Here is a 20,456-nt window from a genome sequence, read left to right on the forward strand (position 1 = left end):
TATAACATTGGGAATAGAAACAAAAAACTTACTTGACACCCTTCGCCAGCCCCCTTATCATAAAATTGAAGCTATTGTATTTGCTTTCGCCAATCTGCAGATTAAAAGGTAAGGATTACTTAATGTATCGGCGTCTTATGTTTAATTTTTTGCAGTACATAGATACTGTATGTCTTTACAAAACTTCATCTACATCTAGATTTTTATCTAAATAAGCTGAACGCGCTTATAAAGCGTTACAAGACATCAAAAAATGCCAATACTCGACAGAGATAGTAAAAGACTAGCTAACTCGGGGATTCTTTGTCTTTTTTTCTGCTTAGTAAACTTCTTAAACATTTGCAGCGTAAGTTAGTTGCAATTAAAAGCAGCTTAATCTTGCTTGTCAAGCGTTTAAAACATAAAAAACGCCAATATTTTAAAGCGGATAATAACCCCAGGGCTTCTTTTGCCTTTTTTTTCATTTGGTAAATTTCTTAACGTTTGTAGCTAAACGACAACCGTCATCCCGCTACGTGTTAGCGGCTAAGAGATACCGCGGCGGTATGACGGTTTGCGGCGGCATGACCTCGTCATTCCCCTACGTGTTAGCGGGATCTAGAGATACCATGACGGTATGACGGTTCGCGCGGTGGCATGACCTCGTCATCCCGCTACGTGTTAGCGGGATCTATGCTTTGAGATACCGCGAATGAATCGCGGTATGACATAGGGAACCCTTTCTTGGGTTAGCTATAGATTTACTTCGCATATTCAGCTAATTTTTATTACAATTACAACAAAATAATTTTGGCTTTGATGAAAACTGTATATGTATGTCAATCCTGTGGTCACAGCACTGGTAGGTGGGTAGGGAAGTGTATTGCATGTGACAATTGGGATACAATTGTTGAGGAAATAGCAGTAAAAACGGGCAAAAGAAGTATATCTGCGCCAATTTTAATAAAGACGTTATCAGGTAGCGAAATTATCACTCCAAGTCGTTTTCTAACAGGAATAGAAGAATTAGATAGAGTTTTTGGTGGGGGTATCGTTCAAGGTGCTAGCATTTTAATTGGAGGCGAACCTGGAATTGGGAAATCCACCCTTTTGCTTAGAATTGCAGCTAATGTTGTGCAACTTTCCTCTTTTGAATGTCTTTATGTATCTGGCGAGGAATCTTTAGAGCAAGTGAGTCTCAGAGCAAAGCGTCTTAAGATAAATGAACCTAAAATTAAGCTTTTATCTACAGTGTCTTTAACTGATGTAGTAGCAACAATAAAGGAAAACAAAAGTATTAAATTCTTAGTAATTGACTCTATACAAACAATGTATGATAGCAGAATTACATCAGCACCAGGAACTGTAACTCAGGTCCGCACTTGCGCACATGAATTAACCATTCTTGCGAAACAATATGGTATTTCTCTCTTAATAGTTGGTCATATAACTAAGGATGGACAAATAGCTGGACCTAAAACTTTGGAGCATATGGTGGATACGGTATTATATTTTGAAGGTGAAAATAGCAATCAATATCGCATTTTGCGTACTATTAAAAATAGATTTGGCCCTGCAAATGAAATTGGTGTTTTTGAGATGTCTGAAGCAGGACTTGTGCCTGTTGATAACCCATCATCATTGTTTCTGATGGCCCATGACAGAGAAGTAGTTGGCAGCGCCGTATTTGCAGGAATTGAAGGTTCAAGACCAATTTTAATGGAAGTTCAAGCATTAATAGCAGGAACTAATATGGCAACCCCAAGAAGGGCAGTAGTTGGGTGGGATATTAATAGATTGGCTATGATCATCGCGGTGCTAAATGCTCGTTGCAAAATGTTTTTGCATGATAAAGAGGTATACCTAAACATTGCAGGGGGACTCAAAATACAGGAACCATCGGCTGATCTTGCTGTTGCTGCTTCCCTTATTTCAAGTATAGTAAATTTACCGCTGCCAACTTCTTCAATAATCTGCGGTGAAGTTGCACTTTCAGGAGAAATTAGGAACATCTCGCATGCTGATCTCAGACTAAAAGAAGCACAAAAGTTAGGATTCAAAAAAGCAATTATGCCTAAAAATGGTAACTATTCTTCTCATGATATTGAAATAATCAAGCTTGGTCACGTAAGGGAATTAAGAGAAGTCTTTAATTACAATTAAATAACGCTTCAGCAAATTCTTTGCTAGTAAACTCCCTTAAGTCCTCTATATTTTCGCCAATTCCTATAGCATGTAACTTTATCTTATAAGCTTCTGCAAGTCCAATTACCACTCCACCCTTAGCAGTGCCATCTAGCTTTGTTACGATTAGCCCGGTAACATTAACCATTTTGCTAAATGCTTCTAATTGGCTATAAGCATTTTGGCCGGTAGTTGCATCAAGAACTAAAATAACATCATGAGGGGCAGTGTCATCCAATTTCTTTATCGTTCTATATATTTTTGATAACTCCTCCATAAGGTTCACATTATTTTGCAGCCTTCCTGCTGTGTCAATTAGAACAACATCAACGTTGTCTTTTATAGCTTGACTTACAGCTCTGTATGCCACACTTGCAGAGTCGCTACCGTACTCTCCAGTAACAATTAAGCAATCAGAACGTTCTGCCCAAATGTTTAATTGCTCACTAGCAGCCGCTCTAAATGTATCGCATGCAACAAGCATAACGGATTTTCCCATTTCCTTATATTTATATGCAAGCTTACCTATAGTTGTGGTTTTACCGTTACCGTTTACTCCGCATACCATTATTATATGTGGTTTTTTATTTAAAATTAACGGCTGTACAACTGGGCTCAATATAGCTTCTATTTCGTTCATTAACTGCTGCGAGATAATATTATGTTCAACTTCCTTGTCAAACTTGATGCTTGTGAGCCTATCGATAATCAACTTAGAAGTTTTATGACCAATATCCATGCTAATTAGCAATTCTTCTAGCTCATCTAAAAGCGACTGATCTAATTTTTTTTTGCCAGAAAAAATACTTTTCACCCCGTCGCTAAAGCGAGAAGAAGTTTTTAACAAGCCTTTATAAAGGTTACTAAACAAACTCAAGGGAATACTCCTTTTTAAATTATAAACTTAATGACAACATAGAGACGCTGATTGTAAAGAAATACACGTATTATGTGTATTTGTAAAGTTAAACAGTCGTTTTACGGGAATTTTGAAAGTAAAAATCACGTAAAACGATTGTTTTCCTTTAGTTTTTAACCTAAATATGTTATAATGTAAAATAGCAGTTTATAGGTAATTTTATGAGTTATAATGAGAAAATTTTAGATCATTATGAAAATCCAAGGAATGTTGGCTCTCTGGATAAAAATGATCCAAGTGTTGGTACTGGTTTAGTTGGTGCACCATCGTGCGGTGATGTAATGAAATTGCAGATAAAGGTCAATGACAAAGGTGTTATTGAAGATGCAAAATTTAAAACTTTTGGCTGCGGTTCTGCCATTGCTTCAAGTTCCTTGTTAACAGAGATGATAAAGGGAAGAACCATCAGTGACGTTACACAGATAAAGAATACTCAAATAGTGGAAGAGTTGTCTTTACCTCCAGTGAAGATACACTGTTCGGTGCTTGCTGAAGATGCTATAAAGGCCGCTATTTATGACTATCAAAGCAAACAAAGTAAAGGTGGACATTGAGAACTAAAGCATGAAAGAAGTAGGCGGAGGTGAAACTGTAAAAAAGAATAAAAAACTTATCACTATAACTGCGGAAGCAGTAGAAAGGATCAGGTATTTATTGGACCAAAAGAAGCATACTAACCTTGAGAAACCGGAAGAAGCAATAGGAATAAGAGTGCTAATTAAGCAAAAAGGATGTTCTGGTTTAAAATATGATATTGAATATGCATATGATACTCGTCCTTTAGAGTCGGTAATTGAAGAAAACTGCAGTGATGACCAAAAAGTTAAAGTGTTGATCGATCCAAAATCCGTCATGTTTATTCTTGGCTCTGAAATGGATTATGTAGAAGAAAAATTTTCATCGGGTTTTGTTTTCAAAAATCCTAATGAGAAAGGAAAATGTGGTTGTGGAGAGAGTTTTCATGTCTAGCAGCTATTTTACATTGTTTGAAATTGAACCAACTTTCAATATCAGCTTTGATGAGTTAGAGAAAAAATATATTGAGCTAAGCAAAACTGATATAAATGAAAGACAGTCCCAAAACATGGAAAATATTAACAGAGCTTATCAGATACTAAAGTCACCGCTAAAACGTGCCGAGCATTTGCTAGATTTTTTTGATGTGAAAAGCCAAAAGGACCACTTAAATTCTGAAATATTAAGTGAATCAATGGAAATAAGAGAATATTTGCTGGACTGCGATGATCTACAATTTGCAAGCAGGATGATTGATGAAAAAATAAAAGGTTGCGTTAAAAACCTAATTAACACTTTTGCTGTAAAGAATTTTGATGGAGCTGCTACACAAGTCTTAAGATTGAAATATTTATATAAGTCATTTGAGGAGGTGAAAAAGAATGCAACCGATTCAAATTTCTGAACCAAATTCAAGTGAAGTAGTTTTTGGTATAGATCTTGGTACTACCAATTCTTTAATTGCCATGGTAAATAAAGCTGGCAATGTGGAGATATTTAAAGATGAACAAGGAAGAGAACTGCTGCCTTCTGCTCTTTCATATGAAAATAATACATTGAAAACTGGCTACGATGTCGGTCAAAATGCAATCTACTCAATAAAGCGTTTAATGGGTAAAAGTGTTGAAGAATTAAATAAAGAAGGCGTCAATTTTGAAATAGATCATGAAAGCGAAAAAGTTATTAGAATAAAATGCGCAGAGGAAAAGTATCTTACTCCTATTGAGATTTCTGCTGAGATATTAAAAGCTTTATGTGAGAGGGTAAAAAAGTCTAAGGGGCTGGAAGTAAAAAAAGCAGTGATTACTGTGCCAGCTTACTTTGACGATTCAGCACGTAACGCAACCAAATATGCGGCAAAATTAGCTGGAATAGAAGTTCTTCGCCTCGTTAACGAGCCAACCGCTGCAGCGCTTTCTTACTCCATTGAAAAGAACAATAGCAGTGGAATATATGCAGTTTATGACCTTGGTGGCGGAACGTTCGATATTTCGATATTGAAATTGCACCAAGGAGTGTTTCAAGTTCTTGCGGTTGGTGGTGACACCAAACTCGGCGGTGATGATTTTGATCATTTGCTGAGTTCAATTGTGATTGATAAGTATAGAGAAAAGGTAGGTTTAAACAAAGAATGCTCTAGTGTCATCCCAGTCTGGGATCCAGAAAGTTTGATTACAAATGAACACACTAGAAAGTTATATAATAAGAACTGGATTCCAGTGTCAGCTACTTGCATGACAACACTTATTGAATCACGTATTGTAAAAGAATACCTGAGCGAAAACACCGTAGGCACTTTTGAATTCAATATTAACGGCAAGCCATTTAAATGTGAAATTACCAGAGAAGAATTTGAACAGGCAATAAGTCCTTTAGTTAATAGGACTATCAATATAGTCACTCGTACTATAAGTGATATAGATCTTAAAATTGACGATATAAGAGGAGTAATTTTAGTTGGTGGTGCAACTAGAACACCATTGGTTCAAAATTCACTAGTCAAACTCTTTGGAAATAAAGTACTAAATGACGTGGATCCAGATAAAGCAGTTGCCATTGGGGCAGCTCTGCAGGCTCATGATTTAACTTCGAGCTCAAAAGATAGGAATATTCTCCTGGATGTTTTACCTCTATCACTTGGCATAGAAACTATGGGAGGCATAGTTGAAAAAATCATACCAAGAAATACGCCACTGCCAGTTTCAGAAACAAAAGAGTTTACAACTTATGTCGATGGACAAACAGCAATGAAAATTCACGTTTGTCAGGGAGAACGTGAAATGATAGAGGATAACAAATCTCTAGCGCAGTTTGAACTAAAAGGTATACCGCCACTGCCTGCAGGTTCTGCAAGAGTTGAAATAGAATTCACAGTTAACGTTGACGGAATCTTGACTGTTACTGCAAGAGAAAAAACCACCAGAATCGAGCAGACAGTTGAAGTAAATTCAAGTTTTGGCTTGAGTGAAGCTGATATTCAAAATATGGTTGACCAGTCAATAAACAGCTTTGACGAGGATATGAAGGCTCGTTCCCTTGCAGGCGCTAAAATTAATGGAAATAAACTCATACACTTGGTTGAAAACAATAATAACCTTTCCACTGATCAAAAGTTGAAAAACCTATTACAAAATGCAAAAAACGCTTTACAAGGCAATGACTTGAATGAAATTAACAACACTATCGCCGAGTTAGAAAATTCTTCTTTAGAGTTGTGTGAATTAACAAATAGGTAGAAAAAGCTTACACAACCTTGTGCAATACCCTATTTAATCTCAAAGCAACAGGTAACCTGAAATTAAATGGTAACCAATCGACCTTTCCTAATTTAAATGATAAACCAACTATGCTTACACGCCCAATGATATTTTCCATTGGTACAAAACCAACTTCAGGAAACCTACTATCTAAAGAATTATTTCTATTGTCTCCCATAACGAAAAATTGATCGTTAGGTACATAATAAACCGGAGTGTTATATGATAGCTTATTAGAAATGTCATCTACCAAAATCTCATGTTCCTTGCCACTTAAAAGCGTTTCTATATATCTTGGTATGTTACGATTTGACTCATAATCAAAAAAACTTTCAATTTGCCTTCGCTCTACTTTCTGATCATTTAGGTATAATTCTCCCTCTATCATTTGCACTTTGTCACCTGGTGTTCCTATTACTCGCTTAACAAACCTGATGCTGTCATTTCTTGTGGGTTTGAAAACTACTATGTCGCCACGCTTTGGAGGGGTATAAAAAATCCTGCCGCTAAAAATGTTTGGAGAAAATGGAAAGGAGTGTTTACTGTAACCGTATGAATATTTACTAGTAAAAATGTAATCCCCTTCAAGTAGGGTGCTTTTCATTGAACCAGAAGGTATATGAAATGGCTCGAATAAAAAACTACGTATTGATAGCGCAATCAACAGTAAAAAAAACAATGAAGATAAAAATCTTCCCGTTCTTATCACCCAGTTTTTGCTTAGTTCTTCCAACTTTTCCAACTTTGTTTTTCTTATAGATTAAGCTTATTATAATACATAAATTAAAAAATGGTAATATGAAATTTTACTTGTGAATGTTATTCCTCTATTCAAAACAATTTTGAAAAGGCGGTTCATTTCTTTCAACGGTGTCATCCAAGTAGCGTGACACATAACTGTACGAACATTGCAATTTGCAGGTGGCAGATGAAAGTAGCTGATGCACATCTGTACGAACATTTGCTTTTGTTAAGGTAATATGGTGTTATGAAAGTAGCTGACACTGGAATGGCTTTGTTGCATCGCTACTTATGAAAGGCTAACTATAGTTAGGATTATAAGCAACCTATTGAAAATCTTGTTTTTTTGCAATCAATCTGATCAAATTTAAGAATAGTAATTTGTTATTTATATTAATAAATTTAATTCTATTGAAAATAGCTAAAGCATTGAAATTCTTGAATTTTAGCCGGATTGGTAAATGGTAGTGAAATTTCTTTTACTCAAATTTAGGTATTCATTGACCGTTCTTGTTATAAATACCAGAATAATAAGCTACTGATATTCCCTATCTTTTTTATCTTTAATCCATCATAGCTAGCGATGCAACAAAGCCCACTGGAATCTAGGTTGTAACCGTTCACGGATTGTGAGAATGAATAAAGAACTAAGCAGTCGTAACTTTTGGAAGGGATTTTGGCCATTGAGACGTGATGTCAAAAATATCGACAACATTCTTTCCACAAATCTTTCTCCATGTTCCGACCAGGTGAAAAAGCTGTTTTTACGATAGCCGTCTAATTTGCCGTTCTGCAAGGTTGTTGATTGACTTCAGGCTTTCGTAAAAACTTCCACACCATATCCTCGGCCTTAACATCTTAATGGCCATTCTCAAACCATTTACAAGCCTTGTCATTTCATGCCCCCCCTTTTTGCATTAGTTGTGTAGCATCTTTTAATATTAGCAAGGCCTATAATAGTGCAACACTGCCTTACGTATTGCCAATCCAAATTCTACTTGCTGTAAAATAACACAATCTGCTACATCGCTGCTAATCTCAATCCCTCTGTTTATTGGCCCTGGGTGCATAACAATCGCATCTGGTTTTGCGTATGATAGCTTTTGTGAATCAAGTCCATACAAATAAAAATATTCTTTCTCTGAAGAACTATTATTCATGCGCTCTTTCTGCAATCTCAAAAGCATAATTACGTCAGCATCCTTTATACCTTCAATTAATGAATAATGGACTGAATCTACTTCAGGAAAATGCTTACAAATCAAAGTTGGTGGTGCGACCAAGTTTATCTCTGCTCCAAACATTTTTAGCAATCTTATATTTGATCTTGCAACTCTACTGTGCAGAATATCTCCACATATCACAACTTTGAGGTCCTTTATTTGCTTTTTGTGATTGCTGATTACAAGATAGTCTGCAAGAGCTTGAGTTGGATGTTCACTACTTCCATCGCCTGCATTGATTAGCGAGCAGTTAACATACTTTGCCAGTGTATTAATGATACCACTACTTTTATGCCTGATTATTATGTAATCAGGATTCATTGCATTTAATGTTTTGATCATGTCTTTTAGATCTTCTCCCTTGTTAATAGAAGAAGATCTTATTGGCAAAGTTACAACATTTGCTCCAAGGCTTTTTGCTGCTATTTCAAAAGACGCAAGTGTACGCGTTGAATCTTCAAAGAATAAATTTATTACTGTCTTATTTTCCAAGATATGACTATTTGCAACTTCTTTTTTAAGGTACTGGTTGGCCAACTTAGTTATATTTTCTACATCATCGACTGTAAGGTCTGAGATGTTTAACAAATTCCTTCTCTTGTTCATAGTTTCCTTTTCAACTACTTGAACCTATTCTACTTTCTTATTACCTTTTTTCAATAGACTTCTTGTGCAGCAATTGTTTTGGTGAAAGAACGGAAAAAGATAGTAAAGTCAAAATTAAGTTAGAAGGAAGAAAAAGTTCAGCGAGTCAAGAGTAAGGTATATTAGCATAAATCTTTCATCCCAATGTTTAGTGGCGCTGGGGATTACTTCCACTTACACTCATCCGCTATCATAACAGCCTCAAAAAGATGCTTCTCAAGTTCACTTAGAGGCAAATCACTTTGTGAATAATTTCCCCAAGATTTTAGTATATCGGAAGTTTCAACGCCTTCAATAATAGGATATTCTTGGTTTTTTTTAGCGTATAACTCTTGAGCCTGCTTGCTTACTAAAAATTCCAATAAGACTATAGCATTTTCCCTGTTTTTTGCGTTTTTTGTTACTGCTGCACCACTGATGTTTACCATTACACCGTGATCGTTGCGATTAGGAAAAAAAGCCCCTAGCTTGTCTGCAACATTCTTTTTATTTTCTGATGAAAGAATTCTCGCAAAGTAGTAGCTGTTTACTATTGCAACATCTCCCTCACCCGCTGCTACGGCGTAAATTTGATCAGTATCACCACCACTTGGTTTTCTTGCCATATTGCTCACAATTCCGCTTACCCATTCTTTCGTCTTTTCAAAACCATTATTTGCAATCATAAAAGCAATTAACGATCTGTTATATGGACTTGTAGAAGAACGCACTAATATTTTTCCTTTCCATTTTTCATTTGCTAAATCTTCATAAGTACTTAAGTCCTTAGGGTCTACTGACTCTTTATTGTAAACCAATATCCTAGCTCTTTTTGTAAGACCAAACCAATAATCTTCACTGTCTCTAAATCTTGCAGGTATAACACTTTTTAAAACCTCTGAATCTACTTGAGATAAAAGTCCTCTTTTTTTTGCTAGAATTAAGTTGATTGCATCAGCAGTCAAAAATAAGTCAGCTTCACCACCGTTTTCCATTCGTGAAAGTAGCTGAGAATAATCATCAATGATGTAACGTACTTTAATACCTGTATTTTTCGTGAATTCATCAAACAAAGTACGTACTAATTCTTCTTTGCGCGATGAATAAACATTTACCACTTGTGAGTCATTAGTTCCGTCGTTTCTGTATAAATAAGTAATAACTATCAATATAATTGCTATTAAGGATGTGAATATAAAGGCTTTTTTCATATTGGATAAAAAATAACTTCTTTCAGTTAAAGTTACCAAGATGGTACAACTTTAGCAAGTGTAAAGTTCGTTAGATAAATCATAAAAACTTCCTTGACAAGCTTCGCCAGCCCCCTTATTATAACACTGAAGCTATTTATTTATCTTCGCAATCTCTGCAGTGGATTAATGACAAAAAACTTAATGTATTTGGCGTAAATCATGCTTAATTTTTTGCACTATGTGCACCTTATGTCTTTATAAAATTTCTAGGTTTTTACCTAATATAAGCTGAAATGCGCTATTTAAAACATTAAAAAACGCCAACTTAAAAAATGGATAGTGAATAACTAGCTACCCTAGGGTTTCTTTTGCCTTTTTTTCTGTTTAGTAAATTGTATCCGTTCAGCGGAGTGGTAGAATAAGGTAGACAAAGCAAGATAATAAAGATAATCATAGAGCAAAAGTGAGGTAATGTGGTAAACCTTTGAGAACTTTGCAAAAATTTACAGCAAAAAATAGAAAAACTGAAAGCAGAGATAGAAAACTTAAAAGCAGAAAATAAAGCTTTAAAGATAGAGAACGCTGAATTAAAGGAAAGGCTCGGTTTAAATTCAAAAAACTCATCCCTGCCCAGCTCAAAAGAGCTATACAAAATAAAAAAGGACAAGCCAAAAAGCGAAAGGAATGTTGGCGATCAGGTTGGGCATAAAGGAAATTTTCATGCCACAATGGAAGCGGATAAAGTAGTAAAAATAGAGTTGCCTAATATTTGCGAATGCGGAGGAGAGCTTGTAATATGCGAAAAACCTTATGTTCACCAAAAAGTTGATCTTCCGGAAATTAGGCCTTATGTAGTAATTGGAACATGGTCGTTGTTGGAGATGCAGAAAAAGAAAAAGTAGCAAGTTACCAGAAGGTGTTACGCCAGATACATTTGGTCCAAGGGTTAAGTCTATAATTGCAGCACTCAGCGGATTTTACAAAAACTCAAAGCGTGAAGTGGCTAGTATCATAAATGACATTTTTAATTTGAACATAAGTGTTGGCAGCATATCAAATCTTACTATTACCCACAAATATGAGGTTCGTGAGCAAGTCGCCATCCTTCTGCTAAATCAAAGAGACGTTTATATCCTTTCCAAAGAGTAATTGGTCCTGGTTTTGGGTCATTTTTTCTTGCTAAATGGCCTCCAAGTTCATGAAACAGCTTCTTTTATGTTGGGAACTACACTTGGACATGGTTTTCTGTGTATTTTAACGTATAAAACTTTCCATTCTTCTTCAGCTAATAAGGTAGTACATGGTAATGTTGGGTTAGCTCTTGCAATTGATGTAATAAAGAAGATCCTCCAAGCAATAATACTCATAACTGTTAGATATCTCATTAGTCTTTCTGCTATTCCAAGCCTACATTCTTCAACTTTGAGACCGGATTTAAAATTTTATGTAATATCTCTATTTTCCATCTAAGGCAATTGTAAGTTAAAAACGTGATATAAAAGAGATAAGAGAGAAAGATAACCCTGCTCACTAGGAATAGCGGGCGTGCGCGACCGAAAGGAAATTGGTATTACAACCGTTGGTATCAAGGTACGCTAGCCCTATCTCTCGATACGTTTGAATAGTTGCTTGGGACATATATATGCACCCGTTTACAATCTTAAATTAACTAAAACTATCGAGGTTTATTATGGTTACATCTTATCAAAATTTTATTGGCATTGACATCGGAAAATTTAAAAATGTCGTTGCAATTCACAAACAGAAGAATGCTGTCGAATTTGATAATAATGCTTCTGGTTGGCAACAATTATTTCAAGAGTTTTCAGATATTCTACCTAATGCTTTAGTGACTTTAGAAAATACAGGGAAATATGAGCTTGGCTTATCACATTTTCTTACCGACAAAAATATTGCCGTGCATCGAGCTAATACTCGTAAAGTAAAAAGCTTTATTTTATCTCACGGAACTTTAGCAAAGTCTGATAGATCAGATGCAAGAGCTCTTGCTCAATATGGATTTGAACGCCATAGAACTATCTCTCTATTTGTACCTACCTCTACAGAACAATCAACTTTGGCTGCACTTTGTCAACGTCGTGATGATATTACGCAAATGAGAACTCAAGAAAAATGCAGACTTGAAGCACCGGAAAATGATCATATAAAAGAAAGCTGTCAAAAGACCATTGAGTTTTTCGATAGTCAAATAAACGAACTCAATGATACTATACAAAAGATTATTGATGAAAGCCGCGAATTACAACAACGCCAAAAAATTCTTAAAACAGTTCCTGGAATAGGTAAAAAGTTATCACAAGATTTTTTGTGTTTAATGCCAGAGCTTGGTTACTTAAATAGAAAAGAAGTAGCAAGTCTTGCCGGAGTTGCACCGCATCCAAAAGAAAGTGGTAAAGCTGTTGGTTACCGAAGGATTACAGGTGGTAGAAGTAACGTTCGTTCAAAGCTCTTTACAGCCGCTATGGCTGCTACAAGGTCAAAATCTATACTTGGCGCCTTTTATTCTAAGCTTGTTGAAAGTGGTAAGAAGAAGATGGTGGCTATAACAGCCCTAATGCGTAAAATTATAGTAATTGCTAATACAAGACTTAAAGAAGCAATTAATTTGCATACTTAAAAATCTTCACAACGGTAACTGAAATTGGCTAATGAATATGTGCGTCCACACAGACTTAAAGCACATATTCATTAGCTTAAGCAGAAATTGCTGTGGTAGCTGTTTGATATAAAATTCTATTTCTATGACAAACGGGTTTTTATTGCCCATATAATTTGCAAAATTACACAAATAAAAAAATTTTTAAAAAACATAGTTGATACCAACTAATTTTTTCAACAGCTTCATCGAAAGTATTAACTGAAAGATTCGTTAATAGCATCCATTCTAGCGGTTTTTTTTAAGGGAAGGGGAGTTTTCTCAACAACATAAACTGCATAAAGTGGTAATTTAGGTAGTTCTTCCGTCTTATGCCTAATATTATTCTTAGATGGATTCATCATAAACTTTCCAAATCTAACTTCCAAACGTGCTGTTCTTTTTGGCTTATTATCTTTTACAGGAACTTCAACTTCTACCGTACCTGCACAATGAGAGGATTTAATAAATGCCCATAACTTCTGCTCACCTTTTTCAGGATATCGAGATTTTCTATTTACTGCTCTATCTCTGCATGCTCTAACTAGCACTGCCGAATTAAGATTATGTGCAAGCTCAAAAAAGTCATATATATCTGCTTCTCTATCGCATACAGTTATAGTCTCAGTTTGAGTTGGATCAATAATATTATTTGTTTTTCTTAAAGTTTCCAACCACTTTACGCTTTCTTTATCTTCAATGCGATCGCTCTTTTTTTTAAGGTTCTCAGTTTCTTCAGGTCTTGAATAAACTTTTTGATCTAGTATCCCTAGTACCAAACCTTCTATACTAACGGCAAGAGCTGTATGCATTATAATACCTTTTGCAGTATCATAACTGGACAAATTTGCTAATCCGCTTGTTTTTTTATGGTTATTATATACAATGTAACTGGTATCTTGAATGACAAGAACCCTCTTGTGAGCTTTTGTTCTCTCAACCGTCTTATTAATATGTGTAGCTAAAATATCACTTTCTTTTACATTCTCATTTTGAAAAAAACGTTATGCTGTTTTTGCTTCTGACCAACTTTCACATGCTTGATTAATCTAACTTTCAGGTAATTTTGTCAAACATATCAGCAATCTTTACTAATCGCTCAGTTAACCTTTTATCTCCAAATTCATTTTTAGCCCATTCACTACTTTTACTTGCCATTTTACACCCTCAATATTTGCAAACTTTAATATTGTAATATTTTACTTTTTAGTCCATTTATATTTGTGGGTAATAGTAAGGAATGACACCGTCTTGGATGGAAACCAGTGTCAGCTACTTTCATGACACCATCACAAGGTGAAACTGGATCCCAGTGGGCTTTGTTGCATCGCTCAAGTGAAAAGAACTGGCAGTTACTGACAAAATTCATTATAAATAGCCATTTAACTGTTGAAGAAAAAATATGCCACAAAAAATGAGAGTCAGTAACTGCCATGAATATAACAAATTTCTCCAAGAAAGAGGAAGCATTTTTTGTTATATCAATGACGCCATAGAAAATTGGTACGAGAATTGTCCAAAAATGCAGGGCGGCAACTATATTTATAGTGATAAAGTTGTGATTTTGGTGCATATAATCGTCAGTTTCTTTAGAATTGGTTTAAGACAAACAGTCGGGTTTATAAAAGGGTATTTGCAACAAATAGGAAGAGATTTGGCAGTTATCAGCTATTCACAAGCATCAAGAAGGTTTAAGAAACTTAATATTAAGATAAATGATTGCAGAATTGATAAAAATAATATGGAAGATATCGAAATTGCTATAGACAGTACAGGAATTAGTATATACAACAACACTCCTGGTCACAGCAAGGAAAATAGCACTGACAGAAAATATCGTGGCTATGAGCAAACGAGAAAATTGCACGTAATGTTGAATATAAACAACAAAAAAGCCATAGCTGTAAAATACAGTAACGGTGTCTACTCTGATCACTATGGAGCTTGTGATTTGCTAAAAGAAGTCGATTTTCAGTATGTCATAAAAGTACTATATGCAGATAGGGCATATGACAGAGAAAAGCTCTATAAGCTGTGTAATCAATATGGTATAAAAAAGAAAATTCCTCCGAAAAACAACGCAGCAGAGCATCCAAAGTTAGACTATATGGCTGAGAGAAATTCTGCAGTCAAGCTCATAAAGTCATATGATGAAGATGGTATAAAGAAGTGGAAAAAAGAGATGAGTTATGGAAAAAGATCTTATATAGAAAGTTTTTTCTCGCAACTGAAACAAACATTCGGGTTTAGTTTTAGGAATAAATCTGAGACAAATAGAGAGAAGGAACTACTTGTTAAATGCTATTTGCTCAATAAGTTCACTGATATTGGTATGGCTAAATTTGAGATAGCTTCATAAATTTATTGTGCGTTACCTACTATCCGAAGAGCGATGCAACAAAGCCATCCCAGTGTCAGCTACTTGGATGACAGAGGGGGGTGGGATGACAGAAGATGATGGAGTGACAGGGAGTAATACAAAAAGTTTCGTCATCCCCATTGAATCGGCTTTAAAATCGATGTTCAAAGTTGAAATTTCCCTAGAAGATGCGGGGAAAATCAGAAAAGGTCAGGAAGTTGTATTAAATAACTTGCGTAATTTAAAGAATCATGATATTTGTTGTACGGTGGTGGGTAGTGTACCTATTGCAATCTGCAGTTTTATTTATGGTTGTGTGAAACCTATTCGTGTTTTTAATATTTAAAATGAGGTTTAGATGTCGATAACATCCGAAAAGAAAAAGAGTTTGATAAATATATATGCAATTAAAGAAGATGATACAGGCTCATCTTTTGTACAATGTGCAATTTTGACCGAGAGGATCAGTAACTTAACTGAGCATTTTAAAGTGCACAAGCATGACCATCACTCTAAGCGTGGTTTACTTATATTGATAGGTAGAAGACGCAAGCACTTAAATTATATAAAGCGTAAATTTGGTAATGAAGCCTATCAGGAATTAATAGAGAAGTTAGGCATTAGAAAATAATCGAGGAATTTAATATGTTTAAAATTATAAAAAAATCTATAGAGTGGGGTGGTCGTGCCTTATCTTTAGAAACAGGAAAAATAGCACGCCAAGCTCATGGTTCAGTAGTTGTAAATTACGGTGATACTTCTGTTTTAGTAACTGTTGTCCGTAAAAAGAAGGAAGAAAGCGTTGATTTCCTACCTTTAAATGTGCAGTTTATCGCAAAAAGCTATGCCATGGGTAAGATCCCTGGCGGGTTTTTTAAAAGAGAAGGCAAGCCATCTGATAGAGAAACTTTAATCTCAAGAGTAATAGATAGAAGTATAAGACCACTATTCCCAGAAGGATTTCATGATGAAATTAGTGTGGTGTGCAATCTATTAACTTATGATACAGTCAATCCTCCTGAAGTGCCAGCATTGATTGGTGCTGTTGCAGCTCTTGCAATTTCTGGTGTTCCCTTTCACTTTACTATAGCTGGAGTGATGGTTGGTTGTGATGAAAATAATAACTATATACTCAACCCTTCTGTTCAAGAGATGAAAGCAAGCAGCTTGGATCTGTTTTTGTCTGGTGATGAAAATTCAATTTTAATGGTTGAATCAGAAGTGAAAGAGCTCTCTGAAGAAAATGTTTTTAATGCAATAAAATTTGGCCATGAACACCTTAAGCCTGTCATTAAGCTCATAAAAGAGTTTGCTGATACAATTGGCAATAAACCTGAGAGCTTTGCCCCTATTGATGCATCAGATATAACACAAGAGCTCGAAAAATACGGTAAAGATTTTGAAAAAGCATATTCGCAAACAGTAAAACAAGAGCGAGTTCAAGCTCTAGAAGCGATCAGAGAGAATATATTGAATACTCTTAAAGAAACTGGAAAAGACGAAAAGTTAATTACGTATGCAGTAAAAAACTTTGAAAGATCTTTAGTACGTGAAATAATTAGGAAGAAAAGTGTAAGGATAGACGGTCGTAAGCATGATGAGATACGTCAGATAGAAGTTGAAGTTGATATTCTGTCCAAAACTCACGGTTCTGCACTATTTACAAGAGGCAATACTCAGGCACTGGTTGTTACTGCTCTTGGCACCACTCAAGATGAGCAAATTGTGGATGATATTGAAGGGGATAGACGTGAGCATTTCATGTTGCATTATAACTTTCCCTCATTTGCTGTTGGAGAAACTTCTGCTGCGCGTGCACCAGGAAGAAGAGAAATCGGTCATGGCAAACTTGCTTGGAAAGCAATTCATCCTGTTTTACCCGATAAGTCTGAATTTCCTTATACAATAAGAGTAGTGTCCGAAATTTTGGAGTCTGATGGTTCTTCTTCTATGGCAACAGTTTGTGGGACTTCTCTTGCTTTAATGGATACGGGTGTGCCAATAAAGGCCCCTGTTGCTGGAATTGCTATGGGTCTCATCAAAGATAAAGACGAGTATGTAATACTTTCCGATATACTTGGTGATGAAGATTATCTTGGTGATATGGACTTTAAAGTAGCAGGAACTAGTGAAGGGGTTACGGCGCTACAAATGGACATGAAAATTTCTGGTATAAGCTTTGAAATTGTTGAAAAATCTTTAGAACAGGCAAAAGCTGGAAGATTACATATTTTAGAAAAAATGAATGCAGTGATTTCAGAACACAGTGATGATGTCAAAGACCATGCACCAAGGATGTTATCATTTTACATAGATAAAGACAAAATTTCTGCTGCTATAGGTTCTAAGGGGAAAAATATACGCAGTGTGTGTGAAAGAAGTAATGCAAAAATTGAAATAGGAGATGATGGTAAAGTTTCTGTTTTTGCTACGAGTGGCACTGAAGCTGAAATTGCAAAGAGTATGATGATTGATTCAATAACAGAACTAGAACAAGGTTCTATAGTTGATGTCAAGGTTGTAAGAATAGAGAAGTCTATTGTAGAGCTTGAATTTCTTAATGGCAGAAAAGGAAAAATGCACATAAGTGAAGTAGCTAATGAACATATAGATTCTATAGAGAGCGTACTTAAACAAGATGATACTTTCAAAGCACTAGTAATTGACTTCGAAAAAGGTGGGTGTCCAAAGTTGTCAAGACGTCGGGTTGATCAAGAGACGGGAGAGTTTTTTGAAGGTGAGCTTTACAACGAGGAAAGGAAAGATGGTCCAAATGACAGGGATAATTATTACAATAATTCATTTAGTAGAAAACCTGGAGGAAGTCACCATAAGAGGCCTCCTCGTCCTCGTTCTGGTTTCAGCAACAGAAATAGGCCGAAATTTGGTAATAATGATTCATCATCAGGTTTTTATTAAGAGTAAACTTCTTGCGTTACCTCTCGTCATTCCAGTGCTTAACACTGGAATGACACCCTTTCTGGTGAAGGTTGTTCTCAAATCACAATGTTAGTACAATTGTGGTGTTAGCTATAGCTAACCCAAGGTATCCGTTCAGCGGAGTGGTAGAATAAGGTAGACAAAGTGATCTAAAAAGATAATCATAGAGCAAAAGTGAGGTAATGTGGTAAACCTTTTAGAACTTTGCAAAAATTTACAGCAAAAAATAGAAAAACTGAAAGCAGAGATAGAAAACTTAAAAGCAGAAAATAAAGCTTTAAAGATAGAGAACGCTGAATTAGAGGAAAGGCTTGGTTTAAACTCGAAAAATTCATCTCTACCGAGCTCTAAAGAATTGTACAAAACAAAAAAGGACAAGCCAAAAAGCGAAAGGAATGTTGGCGATCAGGTTGGGCATAAAGGAAATTTTCATGCTACAATGGAAGCGGATAAAGTAGTAAAAATAGAGTTGCCTAATATTTGCGAATGCGGAGGAGAGCTTGTAATATGCGAAAAACCTTATGTTCACCAAAAAGTTGATCTTCCGGAAATTAGGCCTTATGTAGTATAGCATTTCTCATAATAGTCCGAACAGGTCATAGGAAGGCAGAATCAACAGCACGACGAAAGGATTCGAATAGAGGAATGTTTTTCCTGGCTCTGTTTTTTATAGCAAACCAATGATGCTCAATTTTGTTGAAATCTGGAGAATAAGGCGGCAGATACAAAATTTCTGCACCAACCCCTTTAGAACCTGTCTTGAAAGGAGTTAAGCAGCTAATTTAGTAAGCATAGAAGTAATCATATTAAATAAGATATTGTTTTTTGAAGTAAGAGGAGAATGCTCGTAATCCTTGCTCATGCGTCTAAAATTGGAAAGCCAAGCAAAGGTTCGTTCTACAATCCAACGTTTAGGAATAACCTGAAATCCTGTATCAACCAATTTCTTGGTAATCGTTAGCAAACATCCAGTTTCCAACAAACATCGATTTTGTAATTTACCTTTGTATCCTTGATCAGCAAAAAACTTACGTAATGTTGGAGCTTTGCATTTAGCTTGAATAAAAAGATTGGTAGCACCATCACGATCCTGAATGCTTGCGCTGTGTACCTCTGCAGTAATTACAAGACCTAGTGTATCTACAATAATATGGCGTTTTCTACCCTTTATTTTTTTACCGGCATCATATCCTCTTGATCCCCTTTTTGAGTCGTTTTCACTGATTGACTGTCAATTATACCTACTGAAGGTGTTTCATTTTTACCAACCATTTTTCTTACCTCTTTTACTAGCATGTCATGTATTTTTTTCAATTTTCCATTATTACGCCACCTGATAAAATAGTCATACACCGTTTTCCATGGGGGAAAATCCTTTGGTAGCATTCTCCACTGGCAACCACCCCTCATTATATACCTTATTGCATTAATAATTGTTCTGATGTTATGTTTTCTTGGTCGTCCTATCGCTCCTTGTGCAACATAGGGCTCTAAAATTTCCCATTCCTTGTCACTTATATCACTTGGATACAATTTACCCTCCTATTTTTTGCTTACCTCATCATACTCTTTTCTTTATTCCCTTTCAAGACAGGTTCTTAGCAAGCTCGATAATCTTATCAGACTTATGAAAAGTAGCATTGTCAAGAATGACAGTCTGTCCAGGTTCCAAGATCGGTGTCAAAAATTGCTCAAACCATCCATTAAAAACATCCATATTACAGTGGCCTTCAAAGGTTAACGGAACAACTATCTTTCTTCCACTTAAGGCTGCAACCATACTGATTCGTTGAGTTTTCTTTCCAGATTTTAAGGCATAAAACCGCTGTCCTTTCTGGCAATATCCGTAGTTCGGTGTTATCAATGCCAGACTCATCTATATACACTAAGTTTTTAGGTTCTTTTGTCGCTATAATTTTCAAAAATTCAGCACGTTTTTCTTCGTTTCTTTCCTTGTATCCATATGTCTTTTTTTGCGCGTAAATCCAATTTTTTTAAGGGCTCGATAGATCGTTTGGATACTAACGTTGTTCCAAAGTTTAGCCATTTCCGATAGAGTCTTTCCTCCGTGTTCTCTGGCAAATTTGGCAAAGGTATCCCAGTCGGTAATTTTGTGATTGTAACCCCCATTTCCAAGTTTTTTTGATTGAAAGTCTCCTGTTTCTTTTCTTCTTTGCTGCCACTCCCATAAAGTAGTTCGTCCAATCTTAAATCTTGCTGCCACTGTTTCTCTGCTTTCTCCTTCGTCTAGCGCTTCCATTGCTTTTTTTCTTAAATCATAACTATATGCTGCTGGCATTCAACCTCCTTATCATCATCTACCCTTATCCTATCACATCCGGACTTTTATGGAAAGAGCTATAAGA

General features: G+C 35.7%; 18 protein-coding genes and 5 pseudogenes. 13 read left to right on the forward strand and 10 right to left on the reverse strand.

The features are described 5' to 3' along the window. Positions 1–798: 798 nt before the first annotated feature. Positions 799–2,142, forward strand: a complete 1,344-nt coding sequence (gene radA, locus ACICPZ_RS01010; protein ID WP_264374231.1) for a DNA repair protein RadA — start codon at positions 799–801, stop codon at positions 2,140–2,142. On the opposite strand, the gene ftsY is transcribed toward radA, so the two are convergent. Further along, positions 2,129–3,040 carry a signal recognition particle-docking protein FtsY gene (ftsY, locus tag ACICPZ_RS01015; protein WP_264373768.1) on the reverse strand — a complete coding sequence of 304 codons (912 nt, stop codon included), beginning with the start codon at positions 3,038–3,040 and terminating at the stop codon, positions 2,129–2,131. The genes radA and ftsY overlap by 14 nt on opposite strands. Positions 3,041–3,243: 203 nt before the next feature. Between ftsY and iscU the strand changes: the two genes are divergently transcribed. The 4 genes from iscU to ACICPZ_RS01035 are packed head-to-tail and all read left to right on the forward strand — an operon-like array spanning position 3,244 to position 6,333. Next, positions 3,244–3,636 (forward strand): Fe-S cluster assembly scaffold IscU, encoded by a 393-nt coding sequence (gene iscU, locus ACICPZ_RS01020; RefSeq protein WP_264373769.1) that lies wholly within the window; start codon positions 3,244–3,246, stop codon positions 3,634–3,636. 10 nt (positions 3,637–3,646) lie between these two features. Next, positions 3,647–4,051: a HesB/IscA family protein gene (locus ACICPZ_RS01025; protein WP_264373770.1), complete on the forward strand. Its 405-nt coding sequence runs from the start codon at positions 3,647–3,649 to the stop codon at positions 4,049–4,051. Continuing rightward, a complete protein-coding gene (locus ACICPZ_RS01030) occupies positions 4,044–4,502 on the forward strand; it encodes an iron-sulfur cluster co-chaperone HscB C-terminal domain-containing protein (protein WP_264374232.1) in 459 nt (152 codons plus the stop codon). The genes ACICPZ_RS01025 and ACICPZ_RS01030 overlap by 8 nt, the downstream gene beginning before the upstream one ends. Beyond that, positions 4,480–6,333 (forward strand): Hsp70 family protein, encoded by a 1,854-nt coding sequence (locus ACICPZ_RS01035; protein WP_264373772.1) that lies wholly within the window; start codon positions 4,480–4,482, stop codon positions 6,331–6,333. Before ACICPZ_RS01030 ends, ACICPZ_RS01035 begins: the two co-directional genes overlap by 23 nt. Before the next feature lie 7 nt (positions 6,334–6,340). Here the strand turns inward: ACICPZ_RS01035 and lepB are convergent, their stop codons facing one another. The 3 genes from lepB to ACICPZ_RS01050 all read right to left on the reverse strand — a co-directional run bounded on the left by lepB (position 6,341) and on the right by ACICPZ_RS01050 (position 10,153). Next, a complete protein-coding gene (gene lepB / locus ACICPZ_RS01040; RefSeq protein ID WP_010962911.1) occupies positions 6,341–7,087 on the reverse strand; it encodes a signal peptidase I in 747 nt (248 codons plus the stop codon). Positions 7,088–8,036: 949 nt separating this feature from the next. Then, positions 8,037–8,924 (reverse strand): aspartate carbamoyltransferase catalytic subunit, encoded by an 888-nt coding sequence (locus tag ACICPZ_RS01045; RefSeq protein WP_006280416.1) that lies wholly within the window; start codon positions 8,922–8,924, stop codon positions 8,037–8,039. A gap of 203 nt (positions 8,925–9,127) precedes the next feature. Further along, positions 9,128–10,153, reverse strand: a complete 1,026-nt coding sequence (locus tag ACICPZ_RS01050) for a Fe(3+) ABC transporter substrate-binding protein (protein ID WP_010082338.1) — start codon at positions 10,151–10,153, stop codon at positions 9,128–9,130. 497 nt (positions 10,154–10,650) lie between these two features. Between ACICPZ_RS01050 and ACICPZ_RS01055 the strand changes: the two are divergent. Beyond that, a pseudogene (locus tag ACICPZ_RS01055) lies at positions 10,651–11,194 on the forward strand (DUF6444 domain-containing protein); the annotation flags it as partial. 7 nt (positions 11,195–11,201) lie between these two features. Here ACICPZ_RS01055 and ACICPZ_RS01060 read toward each other — a convergent pair. Further along, positions 11,202–11,609, reverse strand: a pseudogene (locus ACICPZ_RS01060) (IS4 family transposase); the annotation flags it as partial. A gap of 216 nt (positions 11,610–11,825) precedes the next feature. Between ACICPZ_RS01060 and ACICPZ_RS01065 the strand changes: the two are divergent. Next, positions 11,826–12,773, forward strand: a complete 948-nt coding sequence (locus tag ACICPZ_RS01065) for an IS110 family transposase (protein ID WP_209472550.1) — start codon at positions 11,826–11,828, stop codon at positions 12,771–12,773. Between the two features lie 193 nt (positions 12,774–12,966). On the opposite strand, the pseudogene ACICPZ_RS01070 reads toward ACICPZ_RS01065, so the two are convergent. Continuing rightward, positions 12,967–13,949, reverse strand: a pseudogene (locus ACICPZ_RS01070) (IS4 family transposase); the annotation flags it as partial. Between the two features lie 107 nt (positions 13,950–14,056). On the opposite strand from ACICPZ_RS01070, the gene ACICPZ_RS01075 reads away from it, so the two are divergent. The 6 genes and pseudogenes from ACICPZ_RS01075 to ACICPZ_RS01100 form a co-directional block, all read left to right on the forward strand. Next, positions 14,057–14,209 (forward strand): hypothetical protein, encoded by a 153-nt coding sequence (locus ACICPZ_RS01075; RefSeq protein ID WP_155975182.1) that lies wholly within the window; start codon positions 14,057–14,059, stop codon positions 14,207–14,209. Beyond that, positions 14,194–15,150 (forward strand): IS5 family transposase, encoded by a 957-nt coding sequence (locus ACICPZ_RS01080; RefSeq protein ID WP_082942379.1) that lies wholly within the window; start codon positions 14,194–14,196, stop codon positions 15,148–15,150. The genes ACICPZ_RS01075 and ACICPZ_RS01080 overlap by 16 nt, the downstream gene beginning before the upstream one ends. A 7-nt stretch (positions 15,151–15,157) precedes the next feature. Beyond that, positions 15,158–15,496, forward strand: coding sequence for a hypothetical protein (locus tag ACICPZ_RS01085; RefSeq protein WP_231115842.1), 339 nt, complete (start codon positions 15,158–15,160; stop codon positions 15,494–15,496). A gap of 12 nt (positions 15,497–15,508) precedes the next feature. Then, positions 15,509–15,781: a 30S ribosomal protein S15 gene (rpsO, locus tag ACICPZ_RS01090; RefSeq protein WP_006279944.1), complete on the forward strand. Its 273-nt coding sequence runs from the start codon at positions 15,509–15,511 to the stop codon at positions 15,779–15,781. Between the two features lie 14 nt (positions 15,782–15,795). Then, the gene (gene pnp / locus ACICPZ_RS01095) at positions 15,796–18,069 is read left to right on the forward strand and encodes a polyribonucleotide nucleotidyltransferase (protein ID WP_095742791.1); all 2,274 of its coding nucleotides are present in this window, start codon (positions 15,796–15,798) and stop codon (positions 18,067–18,069) included. A gap of 205 nt (positions 18,070–18,274) precedes the next feature. Then, positions 18,275–18,658 (forward strand): annotated as a pseudogene (locus tag ACICPZ_RS01100) (DUF6444 domain-containing protein); the annotation flags it as partial. 28 nt (positions 18,659–18,686) lie between these two features. Here the strand turns inward: ACICPZ_RS01100 and ACICPZ_RS01105 are convergent. The 4 genes and pseudogenes from ACICPZ_RS01105 to ACICPZ_RS01120 form a co-directional block, all read right to left on the reverse strand. Then, positions 18,687–18,842 (reverse strand): annotated as a pseudogene (locus tag ACICPZ_RS01105) (transposase); the annotation flags it as partial. Between the two features lie 17 nt (positions 18,843–18,859). Continuing rightward, positions 18,860–19,623, reverse strand: a protein-coding gene (locus tag ACICPZ_RS01110; protein WP_156518237.1) for an IS5 family transposase whose coding sequence is annotated in 2 segments (ribosomal slippage) — positions 18,860–19,269 and positions 19,269–19,623 — 765 coding nt in all. Because the reading frame shifts where the segments join, the coding sequence is not laid out codon by codon here. A 52-nt stretch (positions 19,624–19,675) separates the two neighbouring features. Then, complete coding sequence (locus tag ACICPZ_RS01115; RefSeq protein WP_395462131.1) at positions 19,676–19,966, reverse strand: transposase; 291 nt, start codon at positions 19,964–19,966, stop codon at positions 19,676–19,678. A 42-nt stretch (positions 19,967–20,008) separates the two neighbouring features. Further along, positions 20,009–20,389, reverse strand: coding sequence for a helix-turn-helix domain-containing protein (locus ACICPZ_RS01120; RefSeq protein WP_007549224.1), 381 nt, complete (start codon positions 20,387–20,389; stop codon positions 20,009–20,011). Positions 20,390–20,456 lie beyond the last annotated feature (67 nt).

The sequence above is a fragment of the Wolbachia endosymbiont (group A) of Melitta haemorrhoidalis genome (genome assembly GCF_964273365.1).
Lineage (GTDB): Bacteria > Pseudomonadota > Alphaproteobacteria > Rickettsiales > Anaplasmataceae > Wolbachia > Wolbachia pipientis.

Coding starts and splice junctions, on each gene's coding strand:
- ACICPZ_RS01080 (WP_082942379.1), top strand. CDS start 14,194: ATGCCACAAAAAATGAGAGTCAGTAACTGCCATGAATATAACAAATTT.
- ACICPZ_RS01030 (WP_264374232.1), top strand. CDS start 4,044: ATGTCTAGCAGCTATTTTACATTGTTTGAAATTGAACCAACTTTCAAT.
- ACICPZ_RS01120 (WP_007549224.1), bottom strand. CDS start 20,389: ATGCCAGCAGCATATAGTTATGATTTAAGAAAAAAAGCAATGGAAGCG.
- radA (WP_264374231.1), top strand. CDS start 799: ATGAAAACTGTATATGTATGTCAATCCTGTGGTCACAGCACTGGTAGG.
- rpsO (WP_006279944.1), top strand. CDS start 15,509: ATGTCGATAACATCCGAAAAGAAAAAGAGTTTGATAAATATATATGCA.
- ACICPZ_RS01045 (WP_006280416.1), bottom strand. CDS start 8,924: ATGAACAAGAGAAGGAATTTGTTAAACATCTCAGACCTTACAGTCGAT.
- pnp (WP_095742791.1), top strand. CDS start 15,796: ATGTTTAAAATTATAAAAAAATCTATAGAGTGGGGTGGTCGTGCCTTA.
- ACICPZ_RS01025 (WP_264373770.1), top strand. CDS start 3,647: ATGAAAGAAGTAGGCGGAGGTGAAACTGTAAAAAAGAATAAAAAACTT.
- ACICPZ_RS01065 (WP_209472550.1), top strand. CDS start 11,826: ATGGTTACATCTTATCAAAATTTTATTGGCATTGACATCGGAAAATTT.
- ACICPZ_RS01115 (WP_395462131.1), bottom strand. CDS start 19,966: ATGAGTCTGGCATTGATAACACCGAACTACGGATATTGCCAGAAAGGA.
- ACICPZ_RS01050 (WP_010082338.1), bottom strand. CDS start 10,153: ATGAAAAAAGCCTTTATATTCACATCCTTAATAGCAATTATATTGATA.
- ACICPZ_RS01035 (WP_264373772.1), top strand. CDS start 4,480: ATGCAACCGATTCAAATTTCTGAACCAAATTCAAGTGAAGTAGTTTTT.
- iscU (WP_264373769.1), top strand. CDS start 3,244: ATGAGTTATAATGAGAAAATTTTAGATCATTATGAAAATCCAAGGAAT.